At 56.9% G+C, this 15,996-nt stretch carries 12 protein-coding genes and 1 pseudogene; 9 read left to right on the top strand and 4 right to left on the bottom strand.

Going from position 1 to position 15,996, the window contains the following annotated elements; all coding sequences use genetic code 11:
• The 5 genes and pseudogenes from QZ869_RS05590 to QZ869_RS05610 form a co-directional block, all read left to right on the top strand.
• Positions 1-422: pseudogene (locus tag QZ869_RS05590) on the top strand (methyl-accepting chemotaxis protein); the annotation flags it as partial.
• A 96-nt stretch (positions 423-518) separates the two neighbouring features.
• The gene (locus tag QZ869_RS05595; protein ID WP_296017531.1) at positions 519-1,013 is read left to right on the top strand and encodes a chemotaxis protein CheW; all 495 of its coding nucleotides are present in this window, start codon (positions 519-521) and stop codon (positions 1,011-1,013) included.
• A gap of 12 nt (positions 1,014-1,025) precedes the next feature.
• The gene (locus QZ869_RS05600) at positions 1,026-1,874 is read left to right on the top strand and encodes a CheR family methyltransferase (protein WP_296103135.1); all 849 of its coding nucleotides are present in this window, start codon (positions 1,026-1,028) and stop codon (positions 1,872-1,874) included.
• A 6-nt stretch (positions 1,875-1,880) separates the two neighbouring features.
• Positions 1,881-2,969: a chemotaxis response regulator protein-glutamate methylesterase gene (locus tag QZ869_RS05605; protein ID WP_296079918.1), complete on the top strand. Its 1,089-nt coding sequence runs from the start codon at positions 1,881-1,883 to the stop codon at positions 2,967-2,969.
• Between the two features lie 115 nt (positions 2,970-3,084).
• Positions 3,085-3,777, top strand: a complete 693-nt coding sequence (locus tag QZ869_RS05610; protein ID WP_296017534.1) for a ParA family protein — start codon at positions 3,085-3,087, stop codon at positions 3,775-3,777.
• A 27-nt stretch (positions 3,778-3,804) separates the two neighbouring features.
• Here QZ869_RS05610 and QZ869_RS05615 read toward each other — a convergent pair whose 3' ends face one another.
• A complete protein-coding gene (locus QZ869_RS05615) occupies positions 3,805-5,235 on the bottom strand; it encodes a mannose-1-phosphate guanylyltransferase/mannose-6-phosphate isomerase (protein ID WP_296103138.1) in 1,431 nt (476 codons plus the stop codon).
• A 383-nt stretch (positions 5,236-5,618) separates the two neighbouring features.
• Between QZ869_RS05615 and QZ869_RS05620 the strand changes: the two genes are divergently transcribed.
• From QZ869_RS05620 to QZ869_RS05630, 3 genes are all read left to right on the top strand, one after another.
• Positions 5,619-7,907 carry an NADP-dependent malic enzyme gene (locus tag QZ869_RS05620; protein WP_296103140.1) on the top strand — a complete coding sequence of 763 codons (2,289 nt, stop codon included), beginning with the start codon at positions 5,619-5,621 and terminating at the stop codon, positions 7,905-7,907.
• Between the two features lie 169 nt (positions 7,908-8,076).
• The gene (locus QZ869_RS05625; RefSeq protein ID WP_296103143.1) at positions 8,077-9,654 is read left to right on the top strand and encodes a glycosyltransferase family 39 protein; all 1,578 of its coding nucleotides are present in this window, start codon (positions 8,077-8,079) and stop codon (positions 9,652-9,654) included.
• A gap of 126 nt (positions 9,655-9,780) precedes the next feature.
• On the top strand, positions 9,781-11,043 hold the full coding sequence (locus tag QZ869_RS05630) for an FAD-binding oxidoreductase (protein ID WP_296103145.1): 1,263 nt from the start codon (positions 9,781-9,783) through the stop codon (positions 11,041-11,043).
• A gap of 58 nt (positions 11,044-11,101) precedes the next feature.
• Here QZ869_RS05630 and QZ869_RS05635 read toward each other — a convergent pair whose 3' ends face one another.
• The 3 genes from QZ869_RS05635 to QZ869_RS05645 all read right to left on the bottom strand — a co-directional run bounded on the left by QZ869_RS05635 (position 11,102) and on the right by QZ869_RS05645 (position 14,773).
• A complete protein-coding gene (locus QZ869_RS05635) occupies positions 11,102-12,049 on the bottom strand; it encodes a substrate-binding domain-containing protein (protein WP_296103146.1) in 948 nt (315 codons plus the stop codon).
• A gap of 125 nt (positions 12,050-12,174) precedes the next feature.
• Positions 12,175-13,188: an ABC transporter permease gene (locus QZ869_RS05640; protein WP_296099226.1), complete on the bottom strand. Its 1,014-nt coding sequence runs from the start codon at positions 13,186-13,188 to the stop codon at positions 12,175-12,177.
• A 64-nt stretch (positions 13,189-13,252) separates the two neighbouring features.
• Entirely contained in the window at positions 13,253-14,773 is a 1,521-nt protein-coding gene (locus QZ869_RS05645; protein ID WP_296103148.1) for a sugar ABC transporter ATP-binding protein, read from the bottom strand.
• Between the two features lie 162 nt (positions 14,774-14,935).
• Here QZ869_RS05645 and QZ869_RS05650 point away from each other — a divergent pair, with 162 nt between their 5' ends.
• On the top strand, positions 14,936-15,979 hold the full coding sequence (locus tag QZ869_RS05650) for a LacI family DNA-binding transcriptional regulator (protein WP_296103151.1): 1,044 nt from the start codon (positions 14,936-14,938) through the stop codon (positions 15,977-15,979).
• The last annotated feature ends 17 nt before the right edge of the window (positions 15,980-15,996 follow it).

Below are 15,996 nucleotides of genomic sequence, written 5' to 3' on the forward strand. Positions count from 1 at the left end.
GCAAGACCGCCGAACTGGTCGCGGAAATCTCTGCTGCCTGCCGTGAGCAGGACATCGGTGCAAGTCAGATCAACGAAGCGATCCAGCAGCTCGACAAGGTAACGCAGCAGAACTCCGGCGCGTCCGAAGAGGTATCTGCCACCTCTGAAGAACTGGCTGCGCAGGCTGAAGAGCTTCAGGCGAGCATCGCCTTCTTCAAGGTCGAGCGCTCAAATGCCGCAGCTCCGACGCATTCCGCCCAGATTCGACACGCAGCGCCGGTATCGTCTTCGCGCAGTGCTGCGAAGCCCGCCGCTCTAGGTCGCCGCCCTGCCCCGTCGAGCCCTGTCCACGCCCAGCAGGCACGAGCAAAGGGATTTGCCTTGGACATGTCCATGGGTGGCCCGGACGAGAATGACGATGACTTCCGACACGCTGGCTGATGAACAAATGGACGTGGGCGACAAGCCCGCTTCCCTGACCTGACGCAACAATCTCTCAATCGGCAATGGCGACCAAGACTTCTGGAGAACACGCAAATGGCGAGCCCAACATCTATCATGCAATACGTGACTTTCAGCCTTGGCGAGGAAGTCTTCGCGGTCCCAGTGGACGTCGTTCGTGAAATCCTCGACCACGAAGAGGCGTTCAAGATCCCTCATGGTCCCGATTATCTTCTCGGCCTGAGAGATGTCCGCGGCCAAGGCGTTCCGGTCATCGACCTGCGTCTGCGCCTTGGCATGACCAAAACGGTGAAGACATCGCATACGCGCATTCTGGTGCTCGACATTCCCTTCGTCGAAAAGGTATTGGCGCTTGGTCTCGTTGCCGACAAGGTCTTCGAGGTAACCCCTTTCAGGCAGGACCAGATCGAGACCGCGCCTGACATCGGCATTCGCTGGAACTCCAGCTATATCGCTGGAGTGGTTCGGCGCGAAAGCGATTTCGTCGTCATCATCGACCTCGCAAAGCTGTTCACCGGCGACGCCGGGGAGCTTGCGAAGGTCGACAACGGCCCGATGCGCGCAGCCTGAAAGGACGAGTAATTGAGTACCGCTGTCAGCGTTAATTTCGACGATAGTATAAGCACACGTGATTTCCGCCAGCTGTCCAGCTTCATTTATGATTATTGCGGAATCAAAATGACGGATGCCAAGCGTTCGATGCTGGAAGGACGGCTTCGCAAGCGCTTGCGCGCCACAGGCTTTACAACCTTTGCGGATTATTGCGAGTACCTGTTTCGCCAGGACGGCCTCAAAGATGAGGTTATCTATCTTATCGACGTCGTAACGACGAACAAAACGGACTTCTTTCGCGAACCGAACCATTTCGACTTTCTCGAAAGGACCGCTCTTCCTACGCTTGCCAAAAAGGGGATCAGACAACCTCGCATGTGGAGCGCCGCTTGCTCGACAGGCGCCGAACCCTACACCATGGCGATGATCATGGCGGAAGCCGTCGAGAAGGGTGTTATCTCGGATTTCAACATTCTCGCAACGGATCTATCCACCGACGTTTTAAAAAAGGCACATTCCGGCATCTACAATCGTGACCTTTTGGAGCCCGTTCCAAACGCGATGCACCGAAAATACGTCATGCAGGCGCGAGACAAATATCGCAACGATGTCAGGATTTCGCCGAAGCTCCGCTCGAAGGTGGGATTTGCGCGTATGAACTTGATGAACCCTTCCTATGATATCGGCGAGCCGGTTCACACCATCTTTTGCCGCAACGTGCTGATTTACTTCGACAAGAAGACACAGACGCACGTCCTGACTGAGCTCTGCAAATGCCTGGCCCCCGGCGGGTATCTCATGATCGGACATTCGGAATCTGTGACGGGCATCAGTCTGCCGGTCAAACAGGTCGCAAACACCGTTTTTGTCAAAGAGTAAGTCACCATGGTCAAAAAAGTCCGCGTTCTCATCGTTGATGATTCTGCTAGCGTTCGGCAGACGCTGACTGCCGTGCTGGAAGCCGATCCTGCAATCGAGGTCATTGGTGCGGCGTCCGACCCCTTCATGGCCGCCAAAAGGATCCAGGAGGACCTACCCGACGTTATTACGCTTGACGTCGAGATGCCGCGAATGGACGGCATCACTTTCCTGCGCAAGATCATGTCGCAGCATCCCATACCCGTTGTGATGTGCTCCTCGCTCACCGAAGCCGGTTCCGAAACACTGGTGCAGGCGCTGGAGGCCGGAGCGGTCGACATTATCCTGAAACCGCGCATCGGTGCCGCCGATCATCTGGCCGAATCCGCGTTTCGCATCTGCGAGGTGGTCAAAAGTGCCGCCCATGCCCGCGTAAAGAACATACGCATGCAGCCGCGTGGGACAGGCACACTCGGCGTTCAGGCCAAGCTCACCGCAGATGCTGTGCTGCCGCCACCTTCCGGCAAGGCTATGGCACGCACCACAGAAATGGTAATCTGCGTCGGTGCGTCGACGGGCGGCACCGAGGCCCTGCGAGAAATGCTGGAGAGACTACCCGCAAACGCGCCCGGCATGGTCATCGTCCAGCATATGCCGGAAAAGTTCACCGCAGCCTTTGCCAAGCGTCTCAACGGCCTGTGCGAAGTCGAGATAAAGGAAGCCGAAGACGGAGATCCCGTGCTGCGCGGTCATGTGCTGATCGCTCCCGGCGACAAGCACATGCTGCTCGAGCGTCAAGGCGCACGCTACTACGTTTCGGTTAGGAACGGACCGCTCGTGTCACGCCACAGGCCATCGGTCGATGTACTGTTCCGGTCCGCCGCCCGCTCTGCAGGATCGAATGCCATGGGCGTAATCATGACAGGCATGGGTGACGATGGCGCGCGCGGCATGCTCGAAATGCACCAATCGGGCGCGTATACGATTGCCCAGGACGAAGCTTCTTGCGTGGTCTTCGGCATGCCGAAGGAAGCGATTGCCCATGGCGGCGTCGATAAGATCGTACCGCTGGACCAAATTGCTCGCGAAATCATGGCAGAAGATTACAAACGCTAGTTTGTGATCCTCCATCTTCAGACGCTGTTAACCATATTGTTGAATGATTGAACGGCACTATGAAGCGGTGCGTTCAACGCGCGATGATCGCCTCCCTCTTTTGCTTGGGTCCATTATGGCAGTCATCACATTCGCAAACACCAAAGGTGGTGCAGGCAAGACAACGGCGGTTCTTCTACTCGCCTCGGAGCTTGCACGGCGAGGACTGCGTATCTGCGTTATCGATACCGACCCGCAGCGATGGCTTTCCAGATGGCGGGAGAATGCCGATTACCGCGTCGATCTTTCCGTCATTACCTATGTTTCGGCGACCAGTCTGCAACAGCATGTGCTCGACAATCGCAAAGTATTCGACCACGTGATCATCGATCTTCCGGGAGCGCAATCACCACTGCTTGCGACAGCCGTTGGTCTTTCCAATCATGTCGTCATCCCGGTACAAGGCAGCACGATGGACGCCCAGGGCGGCGCGCAGGTGTTGGAGCTACTGCGCTACCTCGATGATCGCGCAGGCATCAAGATCCCGCATTCGGTCCTGCTGTCACGCGTCAATTCGATGGTTACCACACGCGCCTTGCTTGCAGCCAAGGCGCTACTGGCAAAACGCAACGTCAACGTTCTCAATACACCGATCGTCGAACGCGCCGCCTTCCGCGACATGTTCGAGTTCAGCGGCTATCTCCACATGATGAACCCGTCCCAGGTCAGCAACTTGGACAAGGCTCTTCAAAACAGCGCCGCTCTTGCCGACGAAGTGCTGAGACTTCTTCCCGCCCAGTCCACGACGCGATTGTCTTCAGCGGCGTGATAGCGCTCAGTTGAAGCAAACATCGCGCTATTCGCGCTTGTAATCGTCGTGCAACCGGATGATGTCGTCCTCTCCGAAGTAGGAACCGGTCTGGATCTCGATAAGCTCCAATGGAATCTGGCCGTCATTGGCGAGCCGGTGGGACTTTCCGATCGGAATATAGATGGACTCGTTTTCGGTTAGAAGCCGGGTCTCATCCTCAATCGTCACGGTTGCCGTACCGCGTACGATGATCCAATGTTCCGACCGGTGGTAATGCTGCTGGAGCGAGATGCGGTGGCCAGGCTCCACCTTCAAGTGACTGACACGGTAGCGCGGACCGGAATCCGTCTGCTCGATATGTCCCCACGGACGATAGGCGCGCTTGTGTCGCTCGGTCTTGAGCGAGTGATCGCCATCCTTCAAGCTTTCGACGAGACCTTTAACTTCCTGCACGCGATCCTTCGGCGTGACGAGGACTGCGTCCTTGGTCGCAACGACCACCAGGTCTTTTGCTCCGACGACAGTCGTCAAAATTCCGTTAGAGTGGACAAGGCAACCTTCTGAATCCAGCAGGACACCCTGCCCTTCGATTGCGTTTCGATCATTATGCTTGTCGGCGATTTCCCAGATGGCATCCCAGCTTCCGATATCGGACCACCGGAAATGACCACGAACAACAGCCATGCGCTTGGTGTTCTCGATCACGGCATAGTCGATAGAATTCTTTGGCGACGCTTCGAAGCTCTCCTTATGCAGGCGAAGGAAACCCAGATCGCTCTCGTGGTTATCAACTGCCGCCTCGACCGCCTTCAAAATGTCCGGTGCGTAATTTTGCAACTCCTCGATCATGATATCAGAGCGAAACAGAAAGTTGCCCGAGTTCCAGAGATAGCCTTTTTCAACGTAGCTAACCGCGCGCTCTTCATCAGGCTTTTCAACGAAAGCCTCGACGCTGCACAAATCGGGGTTCCCATTCAGGCTTTCACCGGCATTGATATAGCCGTAGGAGGTTCGCGGCTCCGTCGGCGTCAAGCCGAAGACCACGATGTTGCCCTGCTCTGCGGCTTCAGCGCCCAGACGCACGGCGTCCGCGAAAAGGTCTTCGTCCATCACCACATGGTCAGCAGCAAGCGCCAGCACGAGCGAACCCTTCTCGCGACGGTCGGCCAACACAGCAGCCGCAGCCATCGCCGCGGCGCTGTCGCGCCTTGCAGGTTCCAGGACGACCGTTGCAGGAAGGTCGACCTCCTCTGCCTGTCGCCGCGCAAAAAAACGGAAGTCCTCATTGGTGATGACCAGCGGCTCGTCGTAGAGGCTCTTATCGCCGACACGCTTCAATGTCTGCTGATAGGTAGACAGTTCACCCACCAGCGGCTGGAACTGCTTGGGCAGCTGATCGCGTGACACCGGCCAAAGTCTTGACCCCGCGCCGCCTGCCAGAAGTACGGGAGTAATCTTTCGAACCTGCTCATTCACGGTATAGACCTTTCCAACGCATAAAATTCCTGCGCCGGACAATATAGAAATTTCCCGATACCGCCATCTTCGGTTTGGGAAAGCTTAAGGCGAAAGCTCAGCGGTACACGGTACGCCCCCTCTGCCCGGCACATTCCTAACGTCACGGGGGAGTTCGAGTTCCCTAATCTGAAAGCCGTAGCGCTTATCGACATCACGCTTGACGGTGTTCCACAAAGTCTCGACCGTAATTTCAGCAATCAATCGATTGAATCGAAGCGTTGGATCTACTCGTTCATTTTTGCTGCACCGAACAACATTCAGAACTTGGCAGCTGCGCAAAAAATACAATAACAACGATGGAATTTTATGCCGTTTGTTATGAAGGAAGGTTCCTCAAGCTCATGTCAGATACGACCAAACCAGCCAGCACGAGAGCGTCGGTGACGGATCAGGAGGCCCTCGATTTCCATTCGCAGGGCCGCCCCGGTAAGCTTGAGATCACTCCAACGAAGCCGATGGCGACGCAGCGAGATTTGTCTCTCGCCTACTCCCCTGGCGTTGCCGTTCCGGTCAAGGCGATCGCCGAAGACCCGGCCACCGCTTATGATTACACCACGCGTGGCAACATGGTCGCGGTGATTTCCAACGGAACCGCGATCCTCGGCCTGGGGAACCTTGGCGCCCTGGCGTCGAAGCCGGTGATGGAAGGCAAATCCGTTCTCTTCAAGCGCTTTGCGGACGTCGACTCCATCGATCTGGAAGTCGATACCGAAGATGCGGATGCCTTTATCAATTGTGTTCGCTATCTCGGCCCGTCTTTCGGCGGTATCAACCTCGAAGACATCAAGGCCCCTGAATGTTTCATCATCGAAAGTCGCCTGCGCGAACTGATGGACATTCCGGTATTCCATGACGATCAGCACGGTACGGCCATCATTGCCGCCGCCGGCCTCATCAATGCCATTGCCCTCACAGGGCGCGACTTCAACACCACGAAGCTCGTCTGCAATGGCGCGGGTGCAGCGGCGATTGCCTGCATGGACCTCATCAAGGCCATGGGCTTCAACCCTGCCAACATCATCATGTGCGATACCAAGGGCGTGATCTATCAGGGCCGCACTGAAGGCATGAACCAGTGGAAATCGGCACATGCGGTAAAGACGGAAGACCGCACGCTTGCCGAAGCTATGAAGGATGCGGATGTCGTCTTCGGCCTGTCGCAGAAGGGCGCCTTCACCGAAGAGATGATCGCCTCCATGGCACCGAAGCCGATCATCTTCGCCATGGCCAACCCCGATCCGGAAATAACGCCAGAAGAAGTTTCGCGCATTCGCGACGACGCGATCATGGCGACAGGGCGTTCGGACTATCCGAACCAGGTCAATAACGTGCTTGGCTTTCCCTATATTTTCCGCGGAGCGCTCGACGTTCGCGCCAGCCAGATTAACGACGCGATGAAGATCGCAGCCGCGCAGGCGTTGGCGGACCTTGCCCGTGAAGACGTGCCGGATGATGTCGTTGCCGCTTATCAGGGCAATCGTCCTCGCTTCGGGGCTCAATACATCATTCCGGTTCCTTTCGATCCGCGTCTGATCTCGGCTATCCCTGTTGCTGTGGCCAAGGCCGCGATCGAGACCGGTGTCGCGCGCCGTGTCCTGCCGGATCTCGACGCCTACGCACGTGAACTTTCCGCCCGTCGCGATCCGATGGCATCCACAACGCAGCGCCTCTACGAACGCATTCGCCGGTCACCGAAGCGCGTCGTCTTCGCCGAGGCAGAGGAAGAGCAGGTCATGCGTGCGGCAATCTCCTTCACCGCGCAAGGTCTTGGCACGGCGATCCTGCTTGGTCGTGACGACATCATCAAGGCGAATGCCGAGCGGGCCGGCATCGATCTCGACCGCCCGAATATCCAGATCACCAACGCACGCCTCTCCGCGCGGGTGGATTCCTATATCGATTATCTCTATGCGAGATTGCAGCGAAAAGGCTTCCTGCTGCGCGACGCCCAGCGTCTGATCCATAATGATAGAAACCATTTTGCGGCCTGCATGGTGGCGATGGGCGATGCCGACGCCATGGTCACTGGCACGACGCGCAATTACTCGACAGCGCTCGAGGATGTGCGCCGCTGCATCGACGTCAAGCCGGGTCACCGCGTCATCGGCGTATCGCTGGTCGTATCGCGCAATCGTACCGTCTTCGTTGCCGACACAGCCGTTCATGACATGCCATCGGCGGAAGATCTGGCGGACATCGCGGAGGAAGCGGCGGGGCTTGCACGTCGCTTTGGTTACGAACCGCGAGTGGCCATGCTCGCTTATTCGACCTTCGGCCATCCGACGGGTGAACGCTCCGACAAGGTACGCGAGGCCGTTCGTATCCTCGACAAGCGCAATGTGAATTTCGAGGTTGATGGTGAGATGTCCGCCGACATCGCACTCAATCATCAGAAGATGCAGAGCCAGTATCCGTTTGCCCGCCTCTCGGGACCGGCCAACGTCCTCGTTATGCCCGCCATCCATTCCGCGTCGATCTCGACCAAGATGTTGCAGGAACTGGGCGGCGCCACTGTCATCGGCCCACTGCTGGTGGGCCTCGACAAATCGGTACAAATCACCGCCATGGGTGCGAAAGACAGCGATATCGTCAACATGGCGGCCATTGCCGCTTATAACGCAGGACGATGATGCGAAAGGATGCCAGGTCCGCCGGGCATCCTTGTCTCGCGCGCCGGGCGCGAGAATTTCCTGTTTCAAACGCGACATTCTTCATCAACAAATACATCAGCTCGTGCTAAGTGGCCTCGGAAACATTCGCCGCTCCGGCGGGTGCGCGTTACAAATAGCTGGATAGCCCATGAAAACCTGCACATGCCCGGCGGAAGACATGCCCGGCAGAAACAGTCTTTACGCCCGGTTGTCAGCATGCCTGCTTGAAAAGCCGAATGCAGTCATCGCTCTTTTCGGCGTCTATTATCTTGTTCAGATCGTTGTAAGGCTCTTACTCCCTCCGGCCTTGCGCATCGATGAGGCGCAACAGGTGTTGTTCGCGCAATGGCTGGCACTCGGCTATGATGCCCAGCCGCCGCTCTACAACTGGTATCAGCAAGTCTTCTTCGAAATTTTTGGGACGTCGTTGCTTGGCCTCGCCGTCGCCAAGAACCTCATGCTCTTTCTGATATTCGCCATCTACGTCAAGCTGGCTGATGCTGTGCTGAAAGAGAAGCGTCTGATCATTGTTGCCGCGCTGGCATTTTTCCTCAGCCCGCAACTCTTCTGGCAGGCGCAGCGCGATCTCACGCATACTACGATGTTGATGCTGACCGGCCTCTGGGCGATCTATACGAGCGTTCGCCTTCTTCAAAAGCCGACTACCCTTGGCTACGTCCTCACGGGGCTCGCGGTCGGCCTGGGTATGTTGTCCAAATATAATTTTATCCTCATTCTGCTAGCCACCTTGCTCGCCGTTTGGTTTCATCCAAAGGGCCGGGAACGCATTTTTGACCGTCGCTTTCTTCTGACGATCGGTATCAGTTTTCTGGTGTTTCTGCCCCACTCCATATGGCTCTTCGACAATCTGCAATTCGCATCCGACGTGACCTTGCGGCGTATGGCGGAAGAGGCGCCGGAAAGCCGGTGGCTGCAGATTCTCACGGGCATTGCGCGGGTTTTGTTGGGGTCAGCGATCGTCATCATCCTGCCAGCGCTGATGCTCTTCGCATGCCGCGGGACCAAACGGGAGCTGGAAAGGCAAGAGCCGGAAGGTTCGTCTTGGCTGCGTTTCTTCCTTCATTATTTTCTTGCCCTCGGGGCCGTGCTCCTCGTCGTCATCGTCGCCACCACGATGACCGAAGTCCGCGACAGATGGCTGCTCCCGCTCGTCATGCCGTTTTCCATTCTCGGCGTGTTGTGGCTTGAACGGAAAGCCTTCGATGTCGCATCTTTCGTCAAGAAGGTGCTTCCCGTCTGCCTTGTCGTCATGGCGCTTATTCCGATCGCCTTGATCGTTTCCGTGCCGGTCCAGGCGATGTTCGGCAATACATCCAGATCAAACAATGACTGGCAGGTATTCCGCCATCACCTACAAGACAAAGCCATCACACCCTCGCTCATTGTGACCTCGGATTGGTTCACGGGTGGAAACATGCGTTTCCTCTTCCCCGAAATCACCGTCGCAACCACGACTTATGACGATTTCGACCCTGCCTTCCGGCTTACTGCCGATCGTCCCGTTCTGATGGTCTGGACGACAGCAAGGGATCAATCTGCGGGCATGGCGCAATGGCTGGAAGCGCAGATGGGCGCAACCTTGAAGGACCTCAGCATCCAAACCTTCGAGGCGCCGATGTACTTCAAAGTGGAGGGCAAGATGCAAAGGTTCAGCTACATCCTGATCAAGCCCGAGAACGTGATAAAAACGGCAGGGCAGCCATAGAACCATTGTAAGGCGAAACAACCCTTCGAGAGGTCGGCGCCCTTTAGTCGACAAACAGTATTTAAAGGTGCTAATCAGGTCGACAGATCAGCGATCGGCGCTTGGCTCGTTCCGGATGGATGCGACATGGATAGAAACGGCTCTCAGGGGAAATGCGAAGTGCTGGTCATAGGCACCGGGATCATCGGTGTCATGTCGGCGCTCTATTTGCAAAATGCGGGCAAGTCCGTGACACTCTTGGAACGAGGCGAGATCGCACGTGGAGCAAGTGCGGGCAACGCCGGTATTCTAGCCTTTCCAGAGATCATTCCGATACCCGCCCCTGGGATCATGAAGAAAGCACCGAAGTGGCTGATCGACCCACTCGGACCATTAAGCGTTCCTCCAGCCTATGCTCACAGGATCGCACCCTGGTTATGGCGCTTCTGGAAAGCCAGCTCTCCACGCATGTTCGAACATGGCATGCGGGTCCAAACAAGGATGATGGCGCTTGCCGCAAAAGAAATGCAGCATGTCGCCGCGATGCCGGAGCTGTCGTCTTTCATCTCCAACACCGGAACGCTCGATCTTTACGACAGCGCAACGAGCTTCGACGCGTCGAGCCACCACTGGGAAGAGAAGGCAAAAGCGGGCTTCGTCTTTTCCAGAATTCAGCGTAACGAGATCGACGAGTTGCAGCCAGGCCTTGCCCCGCAATTCAAACACGCGATCTACACACCCTCCGGTTTGCAGGTCGGCGACCCGCACGAATTTACCAAAGCCATTGCCGAACTGGTTATTGCACGTGGTGTGAGCTTCAGAAAGGGTGAAGCAGTCCGGATTCAAACCGTCGGTGAAAGCACCATCGTTACACTCGCCAATGGCGATAAGATCGATGCCGACAAGGTCATCCTCGCCGCCGGTGCATGGTCGAAGCCACTCGCGGCTTCTCTTGGCAATACGGTTCCTCTGGAAACCGAGCGTGGCTACAACACGACCCTGCCTGCCGGCAGCTTTGATCTGAAACGCCAGATCTACTTCAACGATCACGCCTTCGTCGTCACCCCGCTGTCGAGTGGGGTACGCGTCGGAGGTGCCGTCGAACTCGGCGGTCTCGACCTGCCGCCAAACTTCCGTCGCTCCGAAGCGATGTTGAAAAAAGCAAGCCGCTTCCTGCCGGGCTTGAAAACCGAAGGCGGTCAGCAGTGGATGGGGTTCCGCCCCTCGCTACCCGATACTCTGCCAATTATCGGACCATCGCGTGCGACGCGTTCGGTCATCTACGCTTTCGGCCACGGCCATCTTGGTCTGACGCAATCGGCAGCAACGGCCCGCCTTGTCACCGAACTGGTTTGCGAGCGCGAGACGTCTGTCCCTGTCGATCCCTTCCGCGCCAACCGCTTCTCTTGACCTCGACGCAAAAAGGCCCGCTTCGACAGCGGGCCTCTCATCATTCACTTCGATAAAATCAGAACGGCGAATCGGGGAAGTAGAAGTCCTTCGCATTATCCTTGGTGACAAGCGTGGCATCCAGAATATAGGTGCCGCGGACTGGAACCTGATCGTAGAAATTGGCAGCGGTCAGTTCCATTGCAGTCGCAACCATCGACGGCGGATAGAGAACGTCGACCGGGATCATCTTGTCGCCGTCCATGACCTTCTTGATCATGTCCTTGGAGCCTGCGCCGGCAACGACGTATTTGATGTCGGTGCGCTTGGCCTGCTCGATGGCCTGAAGAACGCCGACTGCCATGTCGTCATCCTGACACCATACAACGTCGATCTTCGGATACTTCGTCAGATAGTCCTGCATCACCTTGAAGGCATCGTCGCGGTTCCAGTTGCCGAACTGGCGGTCGAGAACCTTCACCTTGGAGCCGGCAATGCCCTTGTCGAAACCGTCCTGGCGCTGCTGATCGATCGGGATCGGAAGACCGCGAATGATGACGACTTCAGCTTCAGGTGTCTTTTCCGCGATGTATTTGCCAGCGACTTCGCCGAGTGCCGGGTTGTTGCCGGCGACATAGAGGTCGCGCACGGTGTCGTCGTTCACGCTCGGTGCGCGGTCGACAAGCGCCACGAACTTGCCATTGCCTTTGACTTCCTTGATGGCGTTGACCAGCGGATCCGGGTCGGACGGCAGGATGACCAGCGCATCGATGCCCTGGGTCTCGAGATCCTGCACCGCATTCGCCTGGGTTGCGGCATCCGGCGATGTCTTGACGATTACGTTCAGGCCCGGATGCTCCTGCATCAGAAGCTTTGCAACGCGCTCAGCGTGAAACACGACGCCCGATGTCCAGCCATGGTCGGCGGCCGGGATCGAGACGCCGATCGTTACCTTCTTGTCTTCGGCATGTGCTGCCCCTGCCAACGCCACCATGGCGACAGCCATTCCCAACAGTCTTTTACGCATGTGTCTTCCTCCCACAAGATAAGGTCTCATTCCTGAAGCCGGGCGACCTCAAAGCCCGGTATTTCTTGAGCACCGCCAGTCCGACCGGACACATTCGGCGACGCTCCAAGATTCTGTGATCCGCATTAGCGCTGACGCATCAGCGAACGTTGTACCAACATGGCGATGATGATGATCGCACCCTGAATGGCGCCAATCAGATACTCACTGATGAAGTTTGAGAGCAGCATGATATTGCCGACGAGTTCGAGAATGAACGCGCCGCAGATCGTTCCCCAAACGCGACCTGCTCCGCCCTTCAGCGCTGTGCCGCCGACAACGACCGCAGTGATCGCCTGCAACTCCCACATCATTCCGGTCGTGGCAGATGTCGATCCCAGGCGTGGCACGTAGAGAAGAACGGCAATGGCAACACAAAGCCCCTGGATGACGAAGGCAATGGTGCGAACCCGGTTGACGGCGACGCCGGAATACTTGGCAACGTCGCGGTTCGATCCCACCGCCGTTACATGCCGCCCGTAGCGTGTCCGGTAAAGAATGAAGGCAGCGATCGCCGTCACCGCGAGGATGACGATGATCGGAACAGGCACTCCGAAAATCGTGCCGAAATAGGCCGGGCGATACATGCTCTGTAATTGCGGTTCGCGCAAGGTAATGGCGCCGCCTTGCGATAGCCATGTGGTCAAACCACGATAGACGCCCATCGTACCGAGTGTGGCGATGAAAGGCTCGATCTTGCCGACCGTGGTGATCAGGCCGTTTGCCAATCCGCAAAGCGAACCGGCAATGACAGCGAACACGATTGCCGCTGCCAGCATCAGGGCAGGATCGGCAATCGCACCTGAATTCATCAGCAGGATCATGAGGCTTGCAACAAAGGCGACCATGGAGCCGACCGACAGGTCGAGATCACCGGCCGAAATGACGAAAGTCGCACCAACGGCAATGATGGCGATGAAAGCACTTCGGGTCGCGACATTGGCCAGATTGGTGATGCTGATGAAGTTGGGATTGACCAACGCCCCAACGATCAACAGCAACAGGAGGGCCACAAAGGGCGCCACTGCGCGCAAGTCGACATCGCGAAAGGATCGCGAACGGCGGGCACTCTTTTCCTTGCCATCTTCACTTATGCTCATACCCACAAAGGACCTCCCGTCCTGCGATTGTTGCCCGTGCGATCTCGCTTGATCGAGTTCTGCATCAGGCTGCTGTCTTTGTTTTCAATCCGGCGGCATAGCGCATGATTTCATGCTCGTTGATCTCGTCACCCTCAAGCATGCCGACAATCCGACCTTCGCGCATCACCGCAACGCGAGTGCAAAGTCCGATGACTTCCTGCATTTCAGAGGAGACGACGATGACGGAATGACCATCGCGCGCAAGTGCCGAGATGAAGTGATATATTTGCTGCTTGGTGCCGACATCGATACCGCGTGTAGGCTCATCAATGATGATGATTTTCGGCTCGGTCTCCATGACCTTCGCCAAAAGAAGCTTCTGCTGGTTGCCACCCGACATCCGACCGACCATCACATTGCCATCGCGCACGCGAATATCGAAGCGCCGACGCGCCTTCTCGAGAGCTTTCGCCTCGCTGCCCGAACTGAGATAACCAAAGCGCCCATGACGATCGAGCGATTGCAAGGTGAGATTGAGGCCCATGCCGGCACCCAGCAGAAGCCCCTTGGATTTGCGGTCCTTCGTCATATAGGCAAGTCCTGCATCGATAGAGGCATGCAGATCATGCGAGGGAAGTGTAACGCCATTGGCGTCTACATCGCCCGTCTGCCTGCCCTTCAGGCCGACAATCGCCTCCATCAGTTCCGTTCGTCCAGAGCCGATCAGACCGGAGAAGCCCAGGATTTCCCCCCTGCGCAGATCGAAATTCGCGTCCTTGACGTAGCCGGTGGAGACGCCTTTCACATTAAGAACGATCTCTTCATCCACATCCGGCTCGCGTTTTGCCGGGTAGAGGCTCGAAAGTTCACGCCCTACCATCAATTGCGCGATCGCCTCTCCATCCAACATCGAGGTCGGGGCGGTCTTGACCCAATGACCGTCTCGAAGAACGGTGACTCGGTCGGTCAACTCCATCACTTCGTCGAGCTTATGTGATACGAAAACGAAGCTCGTTCCCTGATCGCGCAGCTTGCGCACCTGCTTGAACAGATAGCTGGTTTCTTCCCGTGACAGGACGGCGGTCGGCTCATCCATGAAAACGATGCGCGCTTCACGGCTGATAGCCTTGGCGATTTCCACCATTTGCTTTTCTGCGATGGAAAGGCTGGAAATCAGCGCATTCTCATCAACATGACAATTGAGAAGGTCGAGGATGCGGCGTGTTTCGGCACGCATGAATTTGCGATCGAGGACCCCGAAGCGCGTTACCTCACGACCAAGAAAAATGCTTTCGGCAACGGTGAGGTGTTCTGCGAGATTGAACTCTTGATGGATGATGACAATGCCAAGAGCTTCAGCCGCGCCGTTCGGCGGCAGCCTCACAGGCTGCCCGTCCAGAAGAATATCACCGGAGCTTGGCTGCTCGAACCCAGACAAAACTTTGACAAGCGTAGATTTACCTGCACCGTTTTCGCCCATCAGAGCATGGATTTCGCCCGCCCTCAGCTCAAAATTGACGCTGAACAAGACCTGCACACCATTGAACGATTTTGAAACCCGGCGTGCGCACAGCACCGCATTGCCGTTCTCGACGGTTTCCATCCCACTCCTCCATGCGGCTCCCATTCCGCTAGGTCGGTGTAAACCTTTACATGGACAATGTAAAGGTTTACATTGCTTCTCGTTACACAGATGTGATCAATCCATTTGACGCAAAGCGCGGCGTGTGTAGTGTCCGGTCGCAGGCAGACCCGAGGCTTTTCTTTGTCCAATTCGCCACCAGCCACGATTGAAGACGTAGCCCGTATTGCGGAGGTTTCGATTGCCACCGTGTCTCGCGCCATCCACAACCCTGAAAAGGTTGCAAACTCGACCCGGCTGAAGGTCAATCAAGCCATTGCAGTGACAGGCTACACCACCAATGCAGTGGCAAGGAGCTTGAGACTGGGGCGCTCCAATATGATCCTAGTGGTGGCGCCAGATATCGGCGATCCCAATTTCTCCAATATTCTGATTGGGTTGGAGAACGAGGCTCGCGCCCATGGATACGGTATCCTGATCGGACATACGCAGAACGATGCCCAGCGCGGTCTTGAGTATCTGAAGTTTCTCAATGCCAATCAGACCGCCGGTCTCATCCTGTTCACCGGTATTCTCCCGTTTGGACATCAGGCGATGACGGCGCGTCTTCCGCCGAGCGTTGGCGTCTTCGAGCCCATCTTCAACGGCGGCATTCCTTATGTCGGCGTGGACGATACCGCAGGCGCTCGAAAGGTGGTGGACATGCTGATTGCCGAGGGACATGAGCACATCGCCTTCATCGGCGATTCGCGCGTTCGCCTCGCCTATATGCGCAGGCGCGCAGGCTTCGACGAGGGCATGAACGCCGCGGGCTTGGCGAAGAGCAACCGCATGATATTGGAAGGCGACGGCACGCTGGAAAGCGGGCGGCTTGCCGTGGAACAGCTTTTCATGCGCGACAAGTTGCCGACAGCCTTCATGTGTGTAAACGATCAGACGGCCATCGGGGTCATGATCGGCCTGTCTGCACGTGGCTATGATGTGCCTGCGGATTTTTCGGTGACGGGCTTTGACGACATTCCGCAAGCCGTCTTCATGTCGCCGCCGCTCACCACCATTCGCCAGCCCCGCAGCGCGATCGGTAAGCATGCTATGGCGCTTCTCTTGCAACTCCTCAACAATGAGGAGCCGGCGCAGTCGGACATCCTGCTGACGCCTGATCTTGTCGTCAGAAATTCCGTGGCGGCGCCATCAAGGCGCGGCCAGAGACCGCGCGACAGAAGCTGATCAAAAAAGGCCGCTGA

The organism is uncultured Agrobacterium sp., from assembly GCF_913777885.1.
In the GTDB taxonomy this organism is placed as follows: Bacteria; Pseudomonadota; Alphaproteobacteria; order Rhizobiales; family Rhizobiaceae; genus Agrobacterium.